Source organism: Candidatus Thiodictyon syntrophicum (assembly GCF_002813775.1).
GTDB classification, from domain to species: domain Bacteria; phylum Pseudomonadota; class Gammaproteobacteria; order Chromatiales; family Chromatiaceae; genus Thiodictyon; species Thiodictyon syntrophicum.
The window spans coordinates 6,617,111-6,637,656 of the sequence record NZ_CP020370.1 but is presented as its reverse complement, the minus strand read 5'-3'; the positions used below and the strand labels follow the sequence as shown (position 1 = coordinate 6,637,656).

The window sequence follows — 20,546 nt, the reverse complement described above, 5'->3', positions numbered from 1 at the left end:
CCCCCCTTCGGCGCCGCCGGCGCATCGGTCCGCGCAGCGGACCCGACGGTGCCTAAACGCGAGAATCGGCAATTGCTCACGCAAAGACGCCAAGAACGCAAAGAAGTAAAGAACGTTGCGGGCACTGCAGCAATTCCCGCTCGGCCGCCGCGAGGTCAACCGGGGCGAGCACGCGGCGGCAGGGCGCACAGCCAGGCACAGCAACCCCTCACCGACGCACGGCGATGTTGAAACGGTTGGCTGACGATCCCCCTCAAGAACGGCGCTTCGCGCACCCGCGGTCACGGCCGGCGCCTACGAGGTGTCGGCGCCCAGGGGGAGCGACGGCGGGGTAATAATGGAGCGGTAGAGGGTTTCCCAGTCGGGGATCAGGCACAGGTCGAAGCGGGTGCGCAGCTTGCGCCAGAAGCGGGTCTTGCTCTTGGCGGCCGTCACCGCAGTCTGGAACAGTCGGCAGCAGCGTTGCTGGATCTGATCGATCAGAAACGCCAGCATCATCAGGTGCATGAGCACGGTGCTGAGGTGCTGTTGACCGTGACCGAAGTTGTGCTCGAAGTGGTAGCCTTGGTTCTTGAGGGTGTTGAAGGTCTCGTTCTCGATCTTCCAGCGTGCGCGGGCACCTCGCATCAGGGTCATGAGGTTGGTCGGCTCGATCCGAATGTCCGTGACCCACGCGAAGTGGGTCACGGTGCCGTCGGGGGCGTGCTCCCAGTACTCAAGGAAGTTCACCTCGAGGTCGAAGTTGGCATCGTTGAGGGGCGCGCCGTTGAGGTAACGGAAGCGGTGGCGGAATCCCTGCCGGTCGGTGAGCGTGGCCTCAGCGGTCTGCGCGGTGGCCTCGACCCAGTCGAACAGGAACGTATGGTCGCCCTGCTTAGCGCCGAGAATAAATCGCAGATCAAGTGCTTGCAGATGACGGATGTGCGGCGCGTTGGAGGCCAGCCCGTCTTCGACGACGATCAGCTTAAGGTGCGGATGCACCCGGCGCAGCTCGCTGAGCAGGCGCTTGGCCGCATTGCGCTCACAATCGTTTTTCGTCGCTCCGTCGGGTTTGAGGATCGGCTCGGGCGCCAGCGGAAAGACCTCCCGGTGATCCGGATGCACCAGCACCGCCCCGAGCATTTGATGGTAGTAGGTCGTGGTGCCGTCGCGGTGATGCTTCTCTGCACACTGCGGGCAGTGTACCTTCTGCGAGGAGAAGTAGCCGGTGCCGTCGAGCGAGAGCAGGTAGTGGCCGTCGAGGTACTCAAACCCCTCCAACCCCTTGCCGCGCTGTAGCTGACTAAACAGGGCCTTGTAGAGCGGACACAGCTCGCTCGGTGCGACCGCATCAAGGCGTTCGCGAAAGCGCGTGTCACACGGCGCGCGTTCGACCCCGTAGAGCGCCCGGAGGTTCGCCCGCGTCGTGACCTCCTGGCGGTCGTGCTCGAACTGCAGCAGGGAGGGGTATTTCAGGCCGAACAGGGCCAGCCCCGACATCAGGTGATCGACCAGCGGGATCGCATGGCCGGGCTCGTCGGGGATTTGGGCAAACACCCGCCGCGCTTCGCGCAGCAGCCCTTCGGCGCTGAGGTGTTTGCGGGAGAACGGCGCACTCATCGATACCTGCCTCGCAACCTGAGGTGTGCGCGGCAGTATACTGATTCGCAGCAGAAAGTTTACGAAAAACTATTTTTCAGGCATTCCCAAGCCTCTGTTGTATCGAAAAATAATCTAGCGGCGGGAATTGCTGCGGGCACTGATCCCGTGACCCGGCAGGTCAACCGTGCGACTGAGGTATCGCATTGAAAAACTTTGCGTCTTTGCGTCTTTGCGTGAACCAATCGCTGCTTCCAGGTTAACCGCCTCCGGACCACCCATGACCACCGATACCCCGCCTCGGCTCCGGGTCTTCATCAGCTATGCCCAGGAGGACCCCGCCCACTCGGCACGGGTCCTCGCGCTGGCCAATGCACTGCGCCGTGACGGGATCGCCACCGAACTGGACCAGTACCACCAGCAGGAGTTGATCGACTGGCCGCGCTGGTGCCGGGAGCAGTTGCGGCCTGACCGGTCGGACTGGGTGCTGCTGATCTGTACCCCGGTCTACAAGGCGCGGGTGGAGGACCCGGTCGGCACCGGTGCGGCGGTGGGTCGCGGCGTCTACTGGGAGGGGGCGGCGATCTTGAACGCCATCTATGCCGACAAGGGCAATGCCCGCTTCGTGTCGCTGCTGCTCGACGAGGCGCCGGACGAGTCAGTGCCGGGCGCGCTCGAGGCCTACACACACTTTCGGCTGCGCGGCTTCGGCCTGGCGAGCGCCGACCCGGGTTACGAGGGGCTCTATCGGCTGCTCACCCACCAGCCCGGGGTGGTGCCGCCGGAGCCGCCGGCCGCGGTGGCGCTGGCGCCCTGGGCGGAGCCTGGTGGCGCGCCGACGGCGACGGTGAAGGCGGGGCCTTCGCCGGGCGCGGCGGTTGCGTCCATCGCGCCGGCGCCCGCACCGAATGCGGCTGGGCCCGCCCGGCGTGCGCGGCCGGTCCTTCAGTGGCTGGCCCCGGCCGTCCTGCTCCTGGGATTAGGCGCGGGGGCCTTCTGGCGGCTGGGCCGGGAGGCCCCGGAATCGGCCCGGCAACTGAAGCTCGCCGAGGCGGCGAGGGACACGGGGCGCTACGAGGACGCGCTCGCTGCCTACCGCGCCGCCCTGGCCCTCAATGGCGCCGACGAGACGGCGCGCTACGGGCAGACCAAGGCCCGGGTCCTGGCCGATTCGTCGCCGACCTTCGACCAGGAGGGGGCGGTGCGCCGACTCGCCGCCCTGCGCGAGGAAGCCCCCAAGGACCCTCATCTGCCGATGATGCTGGGCCGACTGGCGCAACTCGGCGGCGACCCCGGGCGCGCCCGGGCCCTCTACGGCGAGGCCCTGGCGCTCGACGCTGAAGTCTCGCCGGGGTGGTGCCGCGGCCTGGTGCCGAACCTTTATTCCATCGCGGATGAACCGGCGGCCGGTGGCCGCATCTCACTGGACTAGCGTTCGCACCGACCCGGAAGACCAGTCCCATGCCGATCCTGAAACCGCCTGCGATTCCCCCCTCGGAGATCACCCCGCCCGCCGTCTGGGCGCGGCGCCGGGAGTTACTGAAGGCCGCGCTGGCCCTGGCCGGGACCGGCGCCGGGCTGACGCTGGGGCGGCCCCTGCCGGCGGCGAGCCCGACGGGGGCCGGCGCCTTGGAGCCGATAGCGAACGTGCGCCCGAGCCCGCAGAGCACCGATGAGCCCCCGACCAGCCGCGATGACATCGTAGGCTACAACAACTTCTACGAGTTCGGGACCGAGAAGGAGGACCCGGCGGCCACTGCCCATACGCTCAAGCCCCGCCCCTGGGCGGTGGTGGTGGACGGGGCCTGCGAGGCACCCGGACAGATCGGGATCGAGGATGTTCTGACCGGCTTCACCCAGGAGGAGCGCATCTACCGGCTGCGCTGTGTGGAGGCCTGGGCCATGGTGGTGCCCTGGGTCGGCTTCCCGCTCGGCGACCTGCTCAAACGCTTCAAGCCGACCTCGCAGGCGCGCTATGTCGCCTTCGAGACCCTGCTCGACCCCAAACAGATGCCGGGACAGCGCCGAGCGGTGCTGGAGTGGCCCTATCGCGAGGGGCTGCGCATCGACGAGGCCATGCACCCGCTGACCATCCTGGCCACCGGTCTCTATGGGCAGGTCCTGCCCAATCAGAACGGGGCGCCGCTGCGCCTGGTCGTGCCCTGGAAGTACGGCTTCAAGAGCATCAAGTCGATCGTGCGGATCAGCTTCACCGCGACCCAACCGGTGAATACCTGGAACCAGATGCAGCCCGACGAATACGGCTTCTATGCCAACGTGAACCCGGACGTCGATCACCCGCGCTGGAGCCAGGCGCGGCACCGGATGATCGGCGACGGGCTCTTCGCGCCCAAGCGCAAGACGCTGATGTTCAACGGCTATGCGGATCAGGTCGCGAGTCTGTACGCGGGTATGGACCTGCGGCAGTCCTTCTGATGGCGGGGCCGGGGCCGGGCGGCCAGGAGAGCGCCGCGGTGCGCTACGGCAAGCCGCTGGTGTTCCTCCTGTGCCTGCTGCCGCTGGCGCTCCTGGCCTGGCGGATCACGGCGGGGCGGCTCGGCGCCAACCCGGTGGAGGCGGTGCTGCACTTCACGGGGGCCTGGGGCCTGCGCCTGCTCCTGGTGACGCTCGCGGTGACGCCGCTGCGGCGGCTGACGGGGCGCGGCTGGCTGCTGCGCTTTCGCCGGATGCTCGGGCTCTTTGCCTTCTTCTATGTGGTGCTGCATGTCGCGGTCTATCTGGTGCTGGACCGTGGCCTGGCCTGGGAGGAGATCGTCACGGACCTCAGCAAGCGGCCCTATATCATGGTCGGCTTTGCCGCCTTCGTGCTCCTGGTGCCGCTCGCGGTGACCTCCACCCGCGGCTGGGTGCGGCGGCTCGGGCGGCGCTGGCAGTTGCTCCATCGCAGCGTCTACCTGATCGCGGTCCTGGGCGTCCTGCACTTCCTCTGGCTGGTGAAGGCGGATCTGCGCGAACCGCTGATCTATGCCGCGGTGCTGGCCGCGCTGTTGGCCGCTCGGGTGCCTTGGCCGCGCCTGGGGGGCGGTCAGAACTGATGTGGTGACCGAGATCCCGGGTACGCTGTCGTTGTCGTTGTCGTAATCGTGGTCGGATTATTCGACAACGACAACGACAACGACAACGACAACGACGCTCGGTCCGTGACAACGTCCGGTAGCTGTAGCTGTAGGCCACGCATCGCGTACCCGGCTCCGGCGGTCGTGACAGCTTGGCGGCGACGCGATGCGTACCCTACGAAATATGCGTTGACACATCAGTTCTGATCGCACCCGGCCGCGCCGGGGCCCGGGGCGGGCGGGCTGATTTGAGTGATAGAATGGGCGATTGGGTGAACGCCGTCGCATTTTCCGACAATGGTCATTGAGACCTGGCGCCAATACGCCCACACTCAGTGCGCCGGGGCGGCCTCTGTGCCGACCACCGGCCTGCACCGACCTGACCTTGACCGATAAGCGCCGCCCAGCGGCGACACGGACGGACCTAACCCATGACATCGATTCGGCGCCCAGTTCCCGGCCGCCTGCCCCCGGTCGGCCCCGGCCTCACCCCCCCGAGCGGCCTTCACCGTCCTGGTTCCCGTCACTGGGGGTCGCCATGACGACCCGGTTGGAACGGCCGCGTCCCCTTGACCTGCAGGTGGTCTTGCCCCGGGTCCTGCTGGCACTGGAGCAGATCCGTGATCGCGCCATGGAGCCGGAGCGGCGCCTCGCCATGCTGCGGGCGCTGAAGGATCAGGTCGAGCAGATCCAGGCGGCACTGCCGCCGCGGCGCTCCGCGGATCGGGAGTGGCGCGCCCCGTCGGCCGCGCCCAGCCAGGAGGAGCGTTTGAACCGCGCCTGGTGCGGCAATCTCCAGCACCTGCTGCGCGACCTGGGCCACCCGCGATCCGTGGGTCAGGCGCGTTTTGCGGTCTACCGCGAATGGGTCCTGCGTCAACTGCTCAAGGACTTGGGACGGGCGGCGGAGGCGGCCGTGCGGGCGCAGGTGCACGCGGCACCCGGGACCTGGCAGGGGCTGCACGACCTGTTCGTCTACCTGGATGGTCGCGACGAACTGGCCGGGACCGCGGCGGCGGGGCCCCGCCGTTTCAATCCGGGCAATGAATATAAGCGTCTGTTGTTGCTGGGCGCACTCGGTGACTACACCGATGCCGCCCGGATCCTGCCGGAGCTCGGCCCGCGGCTGCGTGACTGGGCGGCCGCCGCGGTGCTGCGGCGCGACGTGCGGGTGGTCGGTGAGTCCGCGCTGTTGCGCCTCGACCCGAGTAAAGACGCCCCGCCCTATCGGGCCCGTCCGGGCGACGACCAGCCTTACCACGGTTGGGTTCTGGAGCCGCCCGCGGCCTACACGGGCGCGCTCAGCCTCTATCCGCTCGCCGAGCGGCGCCTGCTCGCCGCGGCCTGAGCCCCTTGCCCATATCGGCATCGATCCGCTCAAAGAAGATGCTCTCACAGAGACACAAAGACACGGAGAAGAGCCGCTCCTTAAGGCGAACTCCGCAGCACTTCGTACCCTGAAGGCTCGACCGGAGGCCGACGCTTTAGCGGGCCGCGGCGCCGCATCCGGCTGAAGCCTCGACCTCCGGTTTGTTGCGCGGGTGCAAAGTGATCCGGAGTTCACCTTAAGTGTTTCTTTCTTCGTGTCTCCGTGAGAGATATTTCTTTGCCGAGCCCCGGGTAGCAGTGACGGCCGGTCGCGGATGCTCCTGCGCTGCCGTCCGCTTCGGGTATCATCGTCGCCATTGCCTCCGTCCCTCACACCGATCGGGAACCCATCATGCTCGTCCTTCGCGGGGCCCCAGCGCTGTCCGATTTCCGTCTCCGCAAGCTTCAGGGGCGCCTTGCCGCGGCCCTCGGGCAAGACGTGAGGCTCACTGCCCAGTTCGTCCACCTGGCCGATCTGGAGCGGGACCTGGACCAGGCCGAACAGGCCGTCCTCGACCGCCTGCTGCGCTACGGCCCCAGCCTGCCCGGCCAGGCGCCGGTCGGCCAGTTGATCCTGACGGTGCCGCGCGCCGGGACCATCTCGCCCTGGTCCTCCAAGGCGACCGAGATTGCCCGCAATTGCGGCCTGACCATGGTGCGTCGCCTGGAGCGGGGCACCGCCTGGTATCTGGATGCCGGCGCCCCCCTGGCCGCGGCGGACCTGCACCGGGCGGCGGACCTGCTGCACGATCGCATGACCCAGGGCGTCCTGTTGGACCTCGCGGACGCGGGTCGGCTCTTCGACCATGCCGAGCCCCGGCCGCTCACCCGGGTGGGGCTGCGTGTCGGCGGCCGGGCCTCACTGGTGCAGGCCAACGCCGGGCTGGGACTGGCCCTGTCCGATGATGAGATCGACTACCTGGCCGCGAGCTTCCTGGCGCTGGACCGGGACCCGACCGACGTGGAGCTGATGATGTTCGCCCAGGCGAACTCGGAGCACTGTCGGCACAAGGTCTTCAACGCCAACTGGACCATCGACGGGGTGCGGCAGGAGCAGACACTGTTCCAGATGATCCGCAACACCACCGAGCGCGCCCCGGCCGGGGTCCTCTCCGCCTACCGGGACAATGCCGCGGTGATGGAGGGCTGGGACGGGCGGCGCTTCCTGCCGGACCCGGTGACCGGCATCTATGGGGAACACGAGGAGCCCATCCATATCCTGATGAAGGTGGAGACCCATAACCACCCCACGGCCATCGCCCCGGACCCGGGGGCGGCGACCGGTGCGGGCGGGGAGATCCGCGACGAGGGGGCGACCGGGCTCGGGGCCAAGCCCAAGGCGGGCCTCACCGGGTTCTCGGTCTCCAACCTGCGCATCCCCGGCGGCGAGCAGCCCTGGGAGCGGGATTATGGACGGCCCGGGCGCATCTGCTCCGCACTGGAGATCATGCTGGAGGGCCCCATCGGCGCCGCCGCCTTCAACAACGAGTTCGGGCGGCCCAACCTGGCCGGCTATTTCCGTACCTATGAACAGGCCATCCCGGGCCCGGACGGGGCCCCGGAACTGCGCGGCTATCACAAGCCGATCATGCTGGCGGGCGGTATCGGCAACATCCGCGCCGAACACGTCGCGAAAAGGCCCTTCCCGGCGGGCACACCGCTAGTGGTGCTCGGCGGTCCGGCCATGCTGATCGGGCTGGGCGGCGGGGCGGCCTCCAGCATGACCTCGGGGGCATCCGCCGCTGATCTCGATTTCGCCTCGGTGCAGCGCGCCAACCCGGAGATGGAGCGCCGCTGCCAGGAGGTGATCGACCGTTGCTGGGCGCGCGGTGAGGCCAATCCGATCCTCTTCATCCACGACGTGGGCGCCGGGGGGCTGTCCAACGCCCTGCCCGAACTGGTGCACGACGGCGGCCGGGGCGGGCGCTTCGAGCTGCGCCGGGTGCCGAGCGCCGAGCCGGGCATGACGCCCCTGGAGATCTGGTGCAACGAGGCCCAGGAGCGCTATGTACTCGCCATCGCCGCCGCGGAGTTGGCGAGCTTCCAGGCGATCTGTGAACGCGAGCGCTGCCCCTATGCCGTGGTCGGGGAGGCGCTCGAACCGGCCCACCTGTCCATGACGGACGCGCGCCTCGGGGAGGACCCGATCGACCTGCCGCTGCAGCTCCTGTTCGGCAAGCCGCCGCGGATGCATCGCGAGGCGGCGCGTCTGAACCCGCCGCGCACGCGGCTCGATCTCAAGGCCATCCGCCTGGACGAGGCAATCGCCCGGGTCCTGGCGCTGCCGACGGTCGCGGACAAGTCATTCCTGATCACCATCGGGGACCGCAGCATCACGGGCCTGGTGGCGCGCGACCAGATGGTTGGGCCCTGGCAGGTGCCGGTCGCCGACTGCGCGGTCACCGCGAGCGACTACCGCGGCTTCACCGGCGAGGCCATGGCGCTCGGGGAGCGTACCCCGCTGGCGCTGCTGGACGCCCCGGCGGCCGGGCGCATGGCCGTGGGGGAGGCGCTCACCAACATCGCGGCGGCGGCCATCACCGGGCTGCCTGAGGTCCGGCTCTCCGCCAACTGGATGGCCGCCGTCGGGCATCCGGGTGAGGACGCCCGACTCTATGACGCGGTGCGCGCCGTCGGCCTGGAACTGTGCCCGGCGCTCGGCATCGCGATACCGGTCGGCAAGGACTCCATGAGCATGAAGACCGTCTGGGCCGACCCCGACGGCGCGCCGCTGGCCATGACCGCGCCCCTGTCGCTGATCGTCTCCGCCTTCGCCCCGGTGACGGACGTGCGCGCCACCCTGACGCCGCAGTTGCGCACCGATCGGGGGGACACGGACCTGATCCTGATCGACCTGGGGCAGGGGAAGAACCGCCTGGGCGGCTCCTGCCTGGCCCAGGTCTATGGGCAGCTCGGGGACCCCGCCGTCGATGGGGTGCCGGACCTGGACGACCCGGAACTGCTCAAGCGCTTCTTCGGGGCGATTCAGGAACTCAACGCCGAGGGACTGCTGCTGGCCTATCACGATCGTTCGGACGGCGGACTGCTCGCGACCCTCTGTGAGATGGCCTTCGCCGGGCGCTGCGGGGTGGACCTGGACCTGGCACCGGTGGGGCCGGGGGACCTGGCCGCCCTGTTCAGCGAGGAACTGGGCGCGGTGATCCAGGTCTGTCATGCCGACACCGATGAGGTGCTCCTGATCCTCGCCCAGCACGGTCTGGAGGACCTGAGCCCGGTCATCGGCACCCTGGACGAGGGCGAGGCCATCCGGCTGCGCCGCCACAGCGAGGTGCTCTATTGCGGCAGCCGCGCCGGGCTCCAGTCCATCTGGTCCGAGACCAGCTTCCGGATGCAGGGGCTGCGCGACCACCCGGACTGTGCCGCCGAGGCCTATGAGCGCATCGAGAGCGAGGCCCCGGGTCTGAGCGCGCGCCTGGTCTTCGACCCGGAGGACGACCTCGCCTTCCCGTTTCTTGCGCGCGGCGTCCGTCCGCCCATCGCCATCCTGCGCGATCAGGGCGTCAACGGCCAACTGGAGATGGCCGCCGCCTTCCACGCCGCCGGCTTCGAGTGTGTGGACGTGCACCTCTCCGACATCATTGCCGGGCGGGTGGATCTCGCGCGCTTTCGCGGCCTGGCCGCCTGCGGCGGCTTTTCCTACGGCGATGTCCTGGGCGCCGGCGAGGGCTGGGCCAAGACTATCCTCTATAACCCCCGGGCGCGCGACCAGTTCCAAGCCTTCTTCGAGCGGTCCGACACCTTCACCCTGGGGGTGTGTAACGGCTGCCAGATGCTCTCCAATCTCCACGAGCTGATCCCCGGCACCGGCCACTGGCCGCGCTTCGTGCGCAACCGCTCCGAGCAGTTCGAGGCGCGCACCCTGCTGGTCGAGGTCCTGCCGACCCCCTCGATCCTCCTGGCCGGCATGGCCGGTTCCCGGATGCCCATCGCCGTCGCCCACGGCGAGGGCCGGGCCGAGTTCCGCGACGGCGAGCACCTGGCCGCGGCCCGCGGCGGGGTGGCGGTGCGCTACCTGGAGCACGACGGACGCATCGCCCACGCCTACCCGGCCAACCCCAACGGCTCCCCGGACGGCATCGCCGGCCTGACCAGCCTGGACGGGCGGGTCACCATCATGATGCCCCACCCGGAGCGGGTCTTCCGCACCGTCCAGCACTCCTGGCACCCCGATGATTGGGGGCCGGATGGGCCTTGGATGCGGCTGTTTCGGAATGCGCGGGTGTGGGTGGGGTGAACTGGGAGCGCCGGGCACCCGCTCGGCGCGTATTGTTCATCCTAAAAAGAGCGGAACGGCTTAGCCGCCGTCTTATTGAAAGAGGCTCGCATGGACTGGAACTTCGAGAGTCACCTCCCACCCGGGGTGGCGGAAGCACTCGGTCACTATGTCTATCTCTACGTCGATCCACGTACGGACGAGCCGTTCTACGTCGGCAAGGGCGTCGGAGAACGCCTCTTGGCGCACTTTGGCGACGTCAAGGAATCGGCCAAGACCCGTCTGATCGCGGAACTGAAGTCGGGCGGCATTCCTCCTCGGCTTGAGATCCTCGCCCATGGCCTCAAGGATGAGGAAACCGCCTTCCGGGTTGAGGCGGCTGTTATTGACGTGCTGGGTTTGGGCTCGCTTACGAATGCGGTCAGAGGGTGGCGAAGCTTACAGGTGGGGCGGATGAACCTGGACGATCTGGCCGAACTCTATGCGGCGCAGCCAGTCAATATTGATGCCCCAGTCCTCCTGGTGCGCGTCAACAAGCTCTATCGCAAGAACATGTCAGCGCTTGAGTTGTATGAGGCGACGCGCGGGATCTGGCGACTCGGCAAGCGTCGCACCAACGTCCGGTATGCCTTCTCGGTATTTCACGGGCTGGTGCGTGAGGTGTACGGCGTTCACCAGTGGTATCCGGCGCGCACACTCCACTACGAAACGCGCGACCTTTCGGCGCGTGATACCGCTGGCCGCTTTGAATTTGAAGGCGATATTGCGCCAGCGTCCATTCGCGACAAGTATCGAGGCAAGGCCGTGCATCAGTATTTGAAGCGCGGAAATCAGAGTCCGACCGTCTACGTAGGCGCATGATTCGGAGCCTGCCAGGAGTGCCCCAAGCGGCCGTGCTCGGCGCCTATTCATCCCCACGTATCCGGGTCCACCTTGGCGTGCGTACCGACCCCAACGGGCTCGGACATACCAGCCCAGGGCAACGCCCTGGGACAGTGTCGTTTAATCGGTCTAGCCCTGAAAGGGCGTGACATAGGGACGCAGGTCTTATGTCACGCCCTTTCAGGGCTGGGCTTCGTTATACCTCATACCCAGGGCGTTGCCCTGGGCTGGTATATCGCGCCCCTTCGGGGCTTCGACGGGTCGCAAGATAGCGTGGAATGGCGCACTACTGTGCTTGTCGCGCAAGCTCAGGATCATGGCTGCGACGTAACGAAGTGGCACGATCTGCGTCAAGCGCACAGGCGACTTCGGCTGGTCTTGGCCGCGCCGACAGTGCCTTGATGATAGTCCCGGCCATCTCGTTCGTCGCGAGGCCGGTGGTCCGCGCAGCGGACCCTACGGGCGTGGACGCCGTAGGGTCCGCTGTGCGCACCGGGCGCCGCTGGCCGGAACGATGATTCAGGCCGCTGGCTCTCCACCCGCAGGCTTGCGCCTGATCCGTCCGACGCTCATCATCGTGCCAGCCAGCCTGCCAGGGTGCGATCCAGACTGATGTGGTCGCGCGAACGCCGTAGGATGGGCAAAGCCCGCGCGCGATGGTCCGAACCTGTCGTGGCGTCGCTCGGGCGTGCCCATCCGGGCCGCGTCGAGGTCTGGAGGATGGGCACGCTGCGCTTTGCCCATCCTACAATCGACGCTCAAGCCAACCCACATCAGTTTCGATCGCACCCTGCCTGCCATCGCCGGTTTGCCTCGCCCGGGTCGAGCCCCGATAATGGCCGGTTTGTCTTGGTCGGATCTGTCCGACGCGACGGCTCACGCCGGACGGGCGGACGATTTCGCGGTTGTCTTGCGCGTGCCGGACACCAAGTTGACGGATAACCCGGGCCGAACGGCCCCGTCGAGGAAGGCTCAATGCAGCAAGCGACCGAATCCACCTGTGGTGCCACGGCCTGTGTGACGCCGGGCATCGCCGACGTCCAGGGGAGCGCGGATACCCGTCACATCGCCATCGACAAGGTGGGCATCAAGGACATCCGCCACCCGGTGCGGGTGCGCGACCGCGGTGGGCTGGAGCAGCACACGGTGGCCAACTTCAACATGTACGTGTACCTGCCACACAATTTCAAGGGTACGCACATGTCACGCTTCGTGCAGATTCTGAACAGCCAGGAGCGGGAACTGAGCGTGGACTCGTTCAAGGAGATGCTGCGCGAGATGTCCCGCCGGTTGGAGTCCGCGGCCGGTCATATCGAGATGCGCTTCCCCTTCTTCGTGAACAAACGCGCCCCGGTGACCGGCGTGGAGAGCCTGCTGGACTATGAGGTGACCTTCATCGGCGAGATCCATGACGGGGACCCGACCCTGGACATCAAGGTGGTGGTGCCGGTGACCAGTCTCTGCCCCTGCTCCAAGGAGATCGCCGCCTACGGCGCCCACAACCAGCGCTCGCATGTGACGGTGCAGGTGCGTACCCGGGGTTTCATCTGGATCGAGGAACTGATCGAGCTGGTGGAGCGGGAGGCGTCATCGCAGCTTTACGGGCTGTTGAAGCGCCCGGACGAGAAATATGTCACCGAGCACGCCTATGACAATCCGAAGTTCGTCGAGGATATGGTGCGGGACGTGGCCACGCGGCTCAATGCCGACGAGCGGGTGGCGGCCTATGTAGTGCAGTCGGAGAACTTCGAGTCCATCCACAACCACTCCGCCTATGCCCTGATCGAGCGCGACAAGGACGCCGAGGCGCGCATCGCCGAGGCGTCGCTTTAGGAGGGGAGAGCCGCGAATAAACCTGAGAAGATTATTTGGCCGCAAATGAACGCAAATAAGCGCAAATAAGTCTGTTGGTTGGCATCGTCGGGGGCATCACCCGGACGGCGAACATGAAGCAAAAGCCAAGCCTCTGATTATTTGCGTCCATTTGCGTTCATTTGCGGCTAAATCTATTTTCCTACTGATTGGCGGATAGCTCCGCCGGTGAGATGAGCGTATTGAACTGTTCGCACCACACCACGACCGAGCCGTAATCCCCCACCGCGACCCCCGCCGGTACCGCGTAGGTCTGGGCGCCGCTGAATGACTTGAGTGGGCCCAGGTCGACGAACATCGTCTCTTCTACCCGGGTGTCCGGGTCGATGCCCCGCTGCGGCACCAGATAGAGGTGATACTTGGGTCCGGGCCCCACCGCGAAGTCCTCGCCCAGTTCGACCCGGTTGTCATAGACGGATACGACCCCGCCGCCGTAGTGGATACGGTCGGCGGGGTCGGCCTGGGTGAAGCGCCCGGCGGCCCTGAGGACCCCGCCCTGGTCGACGGCGGCGACCGCCGTATGACCCGAGTTGCGCGCGGCCACGAAGGGGTAGGCGAAGAACCCGCCCACCCCTCCTAAGCCCGCGCCGATCAGGAGACCGATCAGCAGGTAGCGGGGCGCCGCGGGGTCCGGCGCCGGACCGCGCGGCGCGTACCGGTTCAATGGGCAGAACCCTTCAGCGCATTCGCCATGCCCTCGATGGTGTCCTTGGCGTCGCCGAAGACGAGCGAGGTGTTCTCCTTATAAAAGAGCAGATTGTCCACCCCGGAATAACCCGGACGCATGGAGCGTTTGAGGAAGAAGACCTGCCGCGCCTTGCCCGCCTCCAGGATCGGCATGCCGTAGATGGGGCTCGTCTTGTCCTCCTTGGCGGCCGGGTTCACCACGTCGTTGGCGCCCACCACCAGGGCCACATCGCAGCCCGGGAACTCCGGATTGATCTCGTCCATCTCCAGCACGCGGTCATAGGGGATATCGGCCTCCGCCAGCAGCACGTTCATGTGACCGGGCATCCGGCCCGCCACCGGGTGGATGGCGAACTTGACCTCGACCCCGCGCGCCTCCAGCAGTTCCATCAGTTCCTTGCAGGAGTGCTGCGCCTGCGCCACGGCCATGCCGTAGCCGGGGATGATGATGACCTTGTTCGCGTCCTCCATCCAATAGACCGCGTCCTCCACCGAGGACGACTTGACCCCGCGGCTGGCCGCCAGGGCCCCGGCACTCGGGTCGCCGGTCTCGTCACCGGAGCCGAAGCCGCCGAAGACCACGTTGATGATCGAGCGGTTCATGGCCTTGCACATGATGTAGGAGAGGATGGCGCCGGAGAACCCGACCAGGGCGCCGACGATGATCAACAGGTTGTTATGCAGGGTAAAGCCGGTGGCCGCCGCCGCCCAGCCGGAATAGCTGTTGAGCATGGAGATGACGACCGGCATGTCGGCTCCGCCGATGGGGATGATCAGGGTGACGCCGATGACGAAGGCCAAGAGTGTCATGATGGCGAGCGCCCACACGGACCCGGTCATGGCGAAGTAGACGCCCAGCCCGAGGGTGGCGATGCCGAGCAGTGCGTTCAGGAGGTGCTGACCGGCGAACTTGACCGGTGCGCCACTCAGCAGGCCCTGGAGCTTGCCGAAGGCGATCACCGAGCCGGTACAGGTGATGGCGCCGATGATGATGCCGGCCGACAGTTCCCCCATCATCACCGCGCCCGGGTGCCCGGTAATGAAGAAGGTACCGATAGCCACCAGCACCGCCGCCATACCGACGAAGCTGTGCAGGGCCGCCACCAATTGCGGCATGGCGGTCATCTGGATGCGCATGGCGAGGATGACACCGATCACCGCCCCGATCGCCACGCCGGCGGCGATCAGGCCATAGGCCTGGACCTCGTGACCGAACAGGGTGGCGGTCACGGCGATGACCATGCCGATGATGCCATAGAAATTGCCGCGGCGGGCCGTGGCGGGATGGGTCAGGCCCTTGAGGGCAAGGATGAAGAGGATGGCGGAGGCCAGATAGGCCACGGCCTGGGTATTGACCGAAAGTTCCATTGATGTTCCTTACAGTGGTGAGCGCCGGGTGGCAACAGGGCGGTGGATACCGTCGGGAGCGGCGCTCCTACCGGGGCTTCTTCTTGAACATCGAGAGCATCCGGTGGGTCACCAGGAAGCCGCCGAAGACGTTGATGGAGGCGAGCAGCACGGCGATGAAGCCGAGCACCGAGGCGCCGGTCCCGGCCTGCTCGAACCCGGCGACCAGCAGCGCACCGACCACGACGATACCGGAGATGGCATTGGTCAGGGCCACCAGCGGCGTATGCAGAGAGGGCGTGACGCCCCAGATCACGTAATAGCCGATGAAACAGGCCAGGACAAAGACATAGAGTGCGAGCAAGGATTCAGACATGGCAGTGGTTTCCTTAGAGCGCGCCTGGCGCGCCGTCGGGTTGAGGATTCGAGGTGATTGCGGTGCGCGCGGCACACCCTAGCCCAGCATCGCCGCCGTGATGTCGTCCTGCATCAGGTCCTTGAGGACAGGTCCGGCGTCGCCCTTGTCGACCATGATCTCGATCAGGTTGGCCAGGTTCTTGGCATAGAAGGCGCTGGCATCGGCGGCGACCATGGACGGGTAATTGGTGTGACCGACGATCACGACCCCATGGCGCTCGACCACCTGGTCCGGGACCGTCAGGGGGCAGTTGCCGCCGCTGCCCGCCGCCAGGTCCACGATCACCGAGCCCGGGCGCAGGCGCTGGACAACCGCCTCCGTGACCAGCACCGGCGCCGGCCGACAGGGGATCTGGGCGGTGGTGATGATGACATGGGCGCGGGCGAGCTGATCGGCCAGGGCCGCCTGCTGGCGCGCCTTGGCCTCGGCGGACAGTTCCTTGGCGTAGCCGCCTTCGCCTGAGCCGGTCTCACCGAGATCCAGGTCGATCGGCTTGGCGCCGAGCGAGAGGATCTGCTCGCGGGTCTCGGGGCGCACGTCGTAGCCGAAGACCTCGGCCCCCAGCCGGCGGGCGGTCGCGATCGCCTGGAGCCCCGCGACCCCGGCCCCCAGCACCACCAGCCGGGCGGGCTTGGCCGACCCGGCGGAGGTCATCATCATCGGGAAGAAGCGCCCATAGCGGGCGGCCGCCTCGATCACCGCCCGGTAACCGGCGATATTGGCCTGCGAGGACAGCACGTCCATCGACTGGGCGCGCGAGGTACGGGGCATCCGCTCCATGGCCAGCACCCGGATGCCCTTGGCCCGCATGGCGGCGACCATCTCGTCCTCGCCGCAGCCCTCCATGAGCCCGATATAGATCCCACCCGCGCGCATGTCCGCCACGTCCGCGGCGTCCGGGCGGCGCACCTTGAGCAGCAGGTCCGTGTCGTAGGCGCCGGCCCGGTCCGTCACGCGGGCACCGGCCGCCTCGTACTCGGTGTCCGGGTAACCGGCCCGCACGCCGGCGCCGCGTTCGACGAGCACCTCGAAGCCCTTGGCCGCGAACTTCTTTACCACCTCAGGCGTGGAGGCGACACGCGCCTCTCCCGGCCGAGTCTCCAGGGAAACCCCGATCTTCATGCTGTTATTTTTCCTGTTGGTGTGGTTGGGTTGTGGTGGCCGCCCAAGGGCGGCAAGATTGGATCATTATCATGTCCCGGGTCAATGGTGGCAACTTCTCGCAGAGCAAAGGCCTGCGGCGCGCTTTACCCCTGGACCTCGGCGGCGAGGGCCGGTCCGCCCCTTGAGCGGGACCGCGGCCGAGGCCGACCCCAGATGCGCTATGCTTGGGGTGTCGTCGCAGTTCAAGCCCGATCAGCGTCTCCACCAGGTGCTGCTGCTCTCGCGTGGCCCCTGGAAACAGTATCGTCCGCCAGCCACAGGTGTACCCTCATGCCAGACCCCAATGAGCCCCGCCCGACGAACCCCGGCACGGGCGCCCCGGTCGTCCCGCCACCCACGGCGGTGCACGTACCGCGTCCTGCCGGGCCGGCGCTTGCGGCGGCAGCAGGGGCGGGCGGCCAAGCGTCGGCGGCCTATCGGGTCGATGCCATTGCGCGCTCGTTGCTCGGTAGTCAGGTCCCCGAAACCATCGACCGGATGGTCAACGCCAATCTGGCGCGCGCTACCGGGGGCATCTCCCCGACGGTGCTGGCCATGGCCTATTCCGATTGGCTGCTGCATCTGGGGCTGGCGCCGGGTAAGCAGGCGCTGTTGACCGAAAAGGCGGTCCGCAAGCTGGTTCGGCTGGCGGTGTATGCGGGTCAGTCGCTGCAAGGCCAGGCGGCGGCGCCCTGCATCGCACCCCTGCCCCAGGACCATCGGTTTGCCGGTGAGGGTTGGCAGCAGTGGCCCTATAACCTGATCTATCAGTCGTTCCTGCTGACCCAACAGTGGTGGCACAACGCCACCACCCATAATCGCGGGGTCGATGAGCGCAATGAGGCGATCGTGTCATTCGTGACCCGGCAGATTCTGGACATGTTTTCGCCGTCGAACTCGCCGCTCACCAATCCCGAGATACTCAAGGCGACCATGGCGGAGGGCGGGCAGAATCTGGTCCGTGGGTGGACTAATTTCCTGGCCGATATGCAAAGCCGCAGTGGCGCTGAACCGCGCGATGCGTCGAGCGACACCTTTGTGGTCGGCCGCGATGTAGCGGTCACGCCCGGCCAGGTCATCTTCCGTAACGCGCTGATCGAGTTGATTCAGTACCAGCCGGTCACGCCGCTGGTCTATGCCGAGCCGATCCTTATCGTGCCCGCCTGGATCATGAAATACTATATCCTCGATCTGTCGCCGCACAACTCGCTGATCCGCTATCTGGTGGAGCAGGGGCACACGGTGTTCACCATCTCCTGGCTGAATCCGGGCGCCGAGGACCGCGACCTGGGGCTTGCGGATTACCGGCGCGAGGGGGTGATGGCGGCGCTGGATGCGATCTCAGCAATCCGGCCGGGCACCGCGGTCCACGCCGTCGGCTATTGCCTGGGCGGGACCCTGCTGACCATCGCCGCCGCGGCCATGGCCCGCGACAACGATCAGCGCCTCAAAACGGTCACCCTGCTCGCGGCCCAGACCGATTTCACCGAGGCCGGTGAATTGCTGTTGTTCATCAATGAGAATCAGGTCGCCTTTCTCGAAGACGTGATGTCGGAGCAAGGCTATCTGGGCGCCGACCAGATGGCGGGCGCCTTCCAGTTGCTGCGCTCCAATGATCTGATCTGGTCGCGGCTGATCCATGACTATCTGCTGGGCCGGCGTCAATCGCAGAACGACCTGATGGCCTGGAATGCCGATCCGACCCGGCTGCCGTTTCGGATGCACTCGCAGTACCTGCGTCAGCTCTTCCTGCGCAACGAACTGGCGACCGGCCATTACCGGGTCGATGACCGTCCCATCGCCATCACCGATATCCAGGCCTCGATCTTCGCGGTCGCGACCGAAAAGGACCACGTCGCCCCCTGGCGTTCCGTCTATAAGATCAACCTGCTGGCCGATGCCGAGGAGGTCACCTTTCTGCTCACCAGCGGCGGTCACAACGCTGGTATCGTCAGCGAGCCGGGTCATGCCCGACGCAGTTACCAGGTGGCGTCGCGTACCGATGCGGATCGCTATGTCGATCCCGACACCTGGCAGGCGACGACGCCCAGGCAGAGCGGCTCCTGGTGGCCGGTCTGGGAGGCGTGGCTGGTGCGGTATTCGGCCGCGCAGCAGGTGCCGCCGCCCGCGCTGGGCGCGCCGGAGAAGGGGCTAAGCCCGCTCTGCGCCGCGCCCGGGACCTATGTCTTGCGCAAATAGAACCCGGCCTCGATCATCGTTCCGGCCGCCTCGGACCGGAGTCCAAGGCTTCAGCCTTGGATGTACAGGGCCAAGACCCGGGACTCCGACGTGTCGGCCATGACGTCTGGGGTACACTGTAGCCGGACCAACCCCGTATCCCCGGAGGGAGCAACCCCATGGGCTCTGTAGTCGAACTTTATGAAGCCCTCGCCAGCGCGCCGGACGAGCGGGCGCGGGCGCGCCTGATCGCCGCCGCCTTCGAGCGTCTGGAAGAGCGCTATCCGCACTTGCCGGACTTGGTAACCCACCAGCAGTTGCGCGAGACCGAGTTGCGCCTCCAGCAAGAGATCATGCAAGTGCGCGCGGACCTCAGCTTGCAGATCGAGCAGTTGCGCGGCGAACAGCGCGAGACGGAACTGCGACTGCGCAAAGAGATTGAGCAATTACGCGGTGAGGTCACGACCGCGATCGAACGCAGCCGCAACACCCTGCTGATGTGGCTCATCCCGCTCATGTTCGCCCAGGTCGGCGCCCTGGCGGCACTGGTCAAGCTGTTGTAGGCCAGGTCAACGCGGGTTGCATCGGCAGTTGCTGATATACTAAGAGACGATCCGGGGCGGTCTCCAGCCGTCCCCCAGCCCGATCTGTCACCCGCCGGTTCGAGGAGCACACCATGCCGAAGATTCAGAACGATCAGGAACTGCGTGAAGCCGTCAAGGCGCTCGACCCGCAGCGGCAGCGGCTGCTCGGCGCCCGCTTCGCCCAAGGTGTCGCGTCGCTTTTGGGCGACGAGCGCGTCAGGCGGGCCATCGAGACGGCGCTGCGCGCGGACGCGGCCCCGGGGGAACTGGAGGACGCCTACCGGGCGGCCAAGGGCTACGCGACGCGGACCTACACGGACTGCGGCAAGGACACGGATTGGCTGGCCCAGGCCGATCACTTCGTCGCCGCCGCCGTCGCCGCGGCCCTGACCCCCGAGGCGCAACTGGCCGAGCGCCAGAATCCGGCCTGGAAGGCCGCGGTCCAGGCGCGCATGGCGGTCAACTGCGCGATGATGGAGTCCGAGGAGGTGGCGCAGGTGAGCGAGGCGGAGCGTCAGTATGCCATCGCTAACGCGTTTTTCGCGCTGGGTTGATGCTGGATGTGGGCGTCGCGCCGCGAAAGACGCGATGGCAACCAGAGTGATTTCGTCCTGCGAGGTCCTTGGTCCGCACAGCGGACCCTACACGGGCAGACGCAGTAGCGCGGACGCATCGTCGGCGGCCAGCATCTCGTCGTAGACCTCCCAGGCGGCCGCGGCGTCCTCCTCGCTGATGCGGTTCACGGCGTAGCCCAGATGGATGACCACATAGTCACCGACGGCCGGCGGCTCGTGCTGGAGCATGAAGAGATTGGCCTCGCGCTGCGCACCCTTGGCGGTGCACTGGGCGACGAAGCCGTCGATGGATTGGATCTGCATCGGGATGCCGAGACACACGGTAGGCGGACTCCGAAACTGGGATGATCGACACAGGCTAAGCCTTGGGGCCGCTCGGGGCAAGGTGTCGGCGAATTCTCCGCACGGCTTCGCCTCACTGCCGTTAAGTCAAGCGCCGCAGCCTAAGCGCCTGGAGTCCAAGGCTTCAGCCTTGGAGCGCGCCAAGGCTGAAGCCTTGGACTCCAGGTAGAGGCGACCCGGTCGGCGAGTGCGCCTCAACTTAATGGCAGTGACGGCTTTGGCGTGACCAACTGCCGGATTGAGGACAAAAAAAGTGGACCA

Annotated in this window: 16 protein-coding genes; 10 read left to right on the top strand and 6 right to left on the bottom strand. The window is 66.9% G+C overall.

Translation table 11 applies throughout. The features are described 5' to 3' along the window. Positions 1-294: 294 nt before the first annotated feature. A complete protein-coding gene (locus THSYN_RS28410) occupies positions 295-1,599 on the bottom strand; it encodes a transposase (RefSeq protein WP_100919380.1) in 1,305 nt (434 codons plus the stop codon). Between the two features lie 259 nt (positions 1,600-1,858). On the opposite strand from THSYN_RS28410, the gene THSYN_RS28405 reads away from it, so the two are divergent. The 7 genes from THSYN_RS28405 (at position 1,859) to folE2 (ending at position 12,972) form a co-directional block, all read left to right on the top strand. Beyond that, positions 1,859-3,010, top strand: a complete 1,152-nt coding sequence (locus THSYN_RS28405; RefSeq protein ID WP_100922093.1) for an SEFIR domain-containing protein — start codon at positions 1,859-1,861, stop codon at positions 3,008-3,010. Positions 3,011-3,039: 29 nt separating this feature from the next. Then, the gene (msrP, locus tag THSYN_RS28400) at positions 3,040-4,014 is read left to right on the top strand and encodes a protein-methionine-sulfoxide reductase catalytic subunit MsrP (RefSeq protein ID WP_100922092.1); all 975 of its coding nucleotides are present in this window, start codon (positions 3,040-3,042) and stop codon (positions 4,012-4,014) included. Beyond that, a complete protein-coding gene (locus THSYN_RS28395) occupies positions 4,014-4,634 on the top strand; it encodes a protein-methionine-sulfoxide reductase heme-binding subunit MsrQ (protein WP_100922091.1) in 621 nt (206 codons plus the stop codon). The genes msrP and THSYN_RS28395 overlap by 1 nt, the downstream gene beginning before the upstream one ends. Before the next feature lie 559 nt (positions 4,635-5,193). Beyond that, positions 5,194-6,003: a hypothetical protein gene (locus THSYN_RS28390; protein WP_157817991.1), complete on the top strand. Its 810-nt coding sequence runs from the start codon at positions 5,194-5,196 to the stop codon at positions 6,001-6,003. Positions 6,004-6,375: 372 nt separating this feature from the next. After that, positions 6,376-10,278 (top strand): phosphoribosylformylglycinamidine synthase, encoded by a 3,903-nt coding sequence (gene purL, locus THSYN_RS28385; protein WP_100922089.1) that lies wholly within the window; start codon positions 6,376-6,378, stop codon positions 10,276-10,278. A 90-nt stretch (positions 10,279-10,368) separates the two neighbouring features. Continuing rightward, positions 10,369-11,118, top strand: coding sequence for an LEM-3-like GIY-YIG domain-containing protein (locus THSYN_RS28380; RefSeq protein WP_100922088.1), 750 nt, complete (start codon positions 10,369-10,371; stop codon positions 11,116-11,118). 996 nt (positions 11,119-12,114) lie between these two features. Beyond that, on the top strand, positions 12,115-12,972 hold the full coding sequence (gene folE2, locus THSYN_RS28375; RefSeq protein ID WP_100922087.1) for a GTP cyclohydrolase FolE2: 858 nt from the start codon (positions 12,115-12,117) through the stop codon (positions 12,970-12,972). 181 nt (positions 12,973-13,153) lie between these two features. On the opposite strand, the gene THSYN_RS28370 is transcribed toward folE2, so the two are convergent. The 4 genes from THSYN_RS28370 to THSYN_RS28355 form a co-directional block, all read right to left on the bottom strand. Then, on the bottom strand, positions 13,154-13,675 hold the full coding sequence (locus THSYN_RS28370; protein ID WP_100922086.1) for a DM13 domain-containing protein: 522 nt from the start codon (positions 13,673-13,675) through the stop codon (positions 13,154-13,156). After that, entirely contained in the window at positions 13,672-15,066 is a 1,395-nt protein-coding gene (locus tag THSYN_RS28365; RefSeq protein ID WP_100922085.1) for an NAD(P)(+) transhydrogenase (Re/Si-specific) subunit beta, read from the bottom strand. The genes THSYN_RS28370 and THSYN_RS28365 overlap by 4 nt, the downstream gene beginning before the upstream one ends. Positions 15,067-15,133: 67 nt before the next feature. Next, the gene (locus THSYN_RS28360; protein WP_100922084.1) at positions 15,134-15,421 is read right to left on the bottom strand and encodes a proton-translocating transhydrogenase family protein; all 288 of its coding nucleotides are present in this window, start codon (positions 15,419-15,421) and stop codon (positions 15,134-15,136) included. A 78-nt stretch (positions 15,422-15,499) separates the two neighbouring features. Then, entirely contained in the window at positions 15,500-16,585 is a 1,086-nt protein-coding gene (locus tag THSYN_RS28355; protein WP_100922083.1) for a Re/Si-specific NAD(P)(+) transhydrogenase subunit alpha, read from the bottom strand. Between the two features lie 312 nt (positions 16,586-16,897). Between THSYN_RS28355 and THSYN_RS28350 the strand changes: the two genes are divergently transcribed. The 3 genes from THSYN_RS28350 (at position 16,898) to THSYN_RS28340 (ending at position 19,922) form a co-directional block, all read left to right on the top strand. Then, complete coding sequence (locus THSYN_RS28350) at positions 16,898-18,805, top strand: PHA/PHB synthase family protein (RefSeq protein WP_100922082.1); 1,908 nt, start codon at positions 16,898-16,900, stop codon at positions 18,803-18,805. Between the two features lie 158 nt (positions 18,806-18,963). Next, positions 18,964-19,347: a DUF1640 domain-containing protein gene (locus THSYN_RS28345; RefSeq protein WP_100922081.1), complete on the top strand. Its 384-nt coding sequence runs from the start codon at positions 18,964-18,966 to the stop codon at positions 19,345-19,347. Between the two features lie 113 nt (positions 19,348-19,460). Beyond that, positions 19,461-19,922, top strand: a complete 462-nt coding sequence (locus THSYN_RS28340) for a hypothetical protein (protein WP_100922080.1) — start codon at positions 19,461-19,463, stop codon at positions 19,920-19,922. A gap of 87 nt (positions 19,923-20,009) precedes the next feature. On the opposite strand, the gene THSYN_RS28335 is transcribed toward THSYN_RS28340, so the two are convergent. Continuing rightward, a complete protein-coding gene (locus THSYN_RS28335; RefSeq protein ID WP_100922079.1) occupies positions 20,010-20,264 on the bottom strand; it encodes a HypC/HybG/HupF family hydrogenase formation chaperone in 255 nt (84 codons plus the stop codon). Positions 20,265-20,546 lie beyond the last annotated feature (282 nt).

Coding starts and splice junctions, on each gene's coding strand:
- THSYN_RS28410 (WP_100919380.1), bottom strand. CDS start 1,599: ATGAGTGCGCCGTTCTCCCGCAAACACCTCAGCGCCGAAGGGCTGCTG.
- THSYN_RS28405 (WP_100922093.1), top strand. CDS start 1,859: ATGACCACCGATACCCCGCCTCGGCTCCGGGTCTTCATCAGCTATGCC.
- msrP (WP_100922092.1), top strand. CDS start 3,040: ATGCCGATCCTGAAACCGCCTGCGATTCCCCCCTCGGAGATCACCCCG.
- THSYN_RS28395 (WP_100922091.1), top strand. CDS start 4,014: ATGGCGGGGCCGGGGCCGGGCGGCCAGGAGAGCGCCGCGGTGCGCTAC.
- THSYN_RS28390 (WP_157817991.1), top strand. CDS start 5,194: ATGACGACCCGGTTGGAACGGCCGCGTCCCCTTGACCTGCAGGTGGTC.
- purL (WP_100922089.1), top strand. CDS start 6,376: ATGCTCGTCCTTCGCGGGGCCCCAGCGCTGTCCGATTTCCGTCTCCGC.
- THSYN_RS28380 (WP_100922088.1), top strand. CDS start 10,369: ATGGACTGGAACTTCGAGAGTCACCTCCCACCCGGGGTGGCGGAAGCA.
- folE2 (WP_100922087.1), top strand. CDS start 12,115: ATGCAGCAAGCGACCGAATCCACCTGTGGTGCCACGGCCTGTGTGACG.
- THSYN_RS28365 (WP_100922085.1), bottom strand. CDS start 15,066: ATGGAACTTTCGGTCAATACCCAGGCCGTGGCCTATCTGGCCTCCGCC.
- THSYN_RS28360 (WP_100922084.1), bottom strand. CDS start 15,421: ATGTCTGAATCCTTGCTCGCACTCTATGTCTTTGTCCTGGCCTGTTTC.
- THSYN_RS28355 (WP_100922083.1), bottom strand. CDS start 16,585: ATGAAGATCGGGGTTTCCCTGGAGACTCGGCCGGGAGAGGCGCGTGTC.
- THSYN_RS28350 (WP_100922082.1), top strand. CDS start 16,898: ATGCCAGACCCCAATGAGCCCCGCCCGACGAACCCCGGCACGGGCGCC.
- THSYN_RS28345 (WP_100922081.1), top strand. CDS start 18,964: ATGGGCTCTGTAGTCGAACTTTATGAAGCCCTCGCCAGCGCGCCGGAC.
- THSYN_RS28340 (WP_100922080.1), top strand. CDS start 19,461: ATGCCGAAGATTCAGAACGATCAGGAACTGCGTGAAGCCGTCAAGGCG.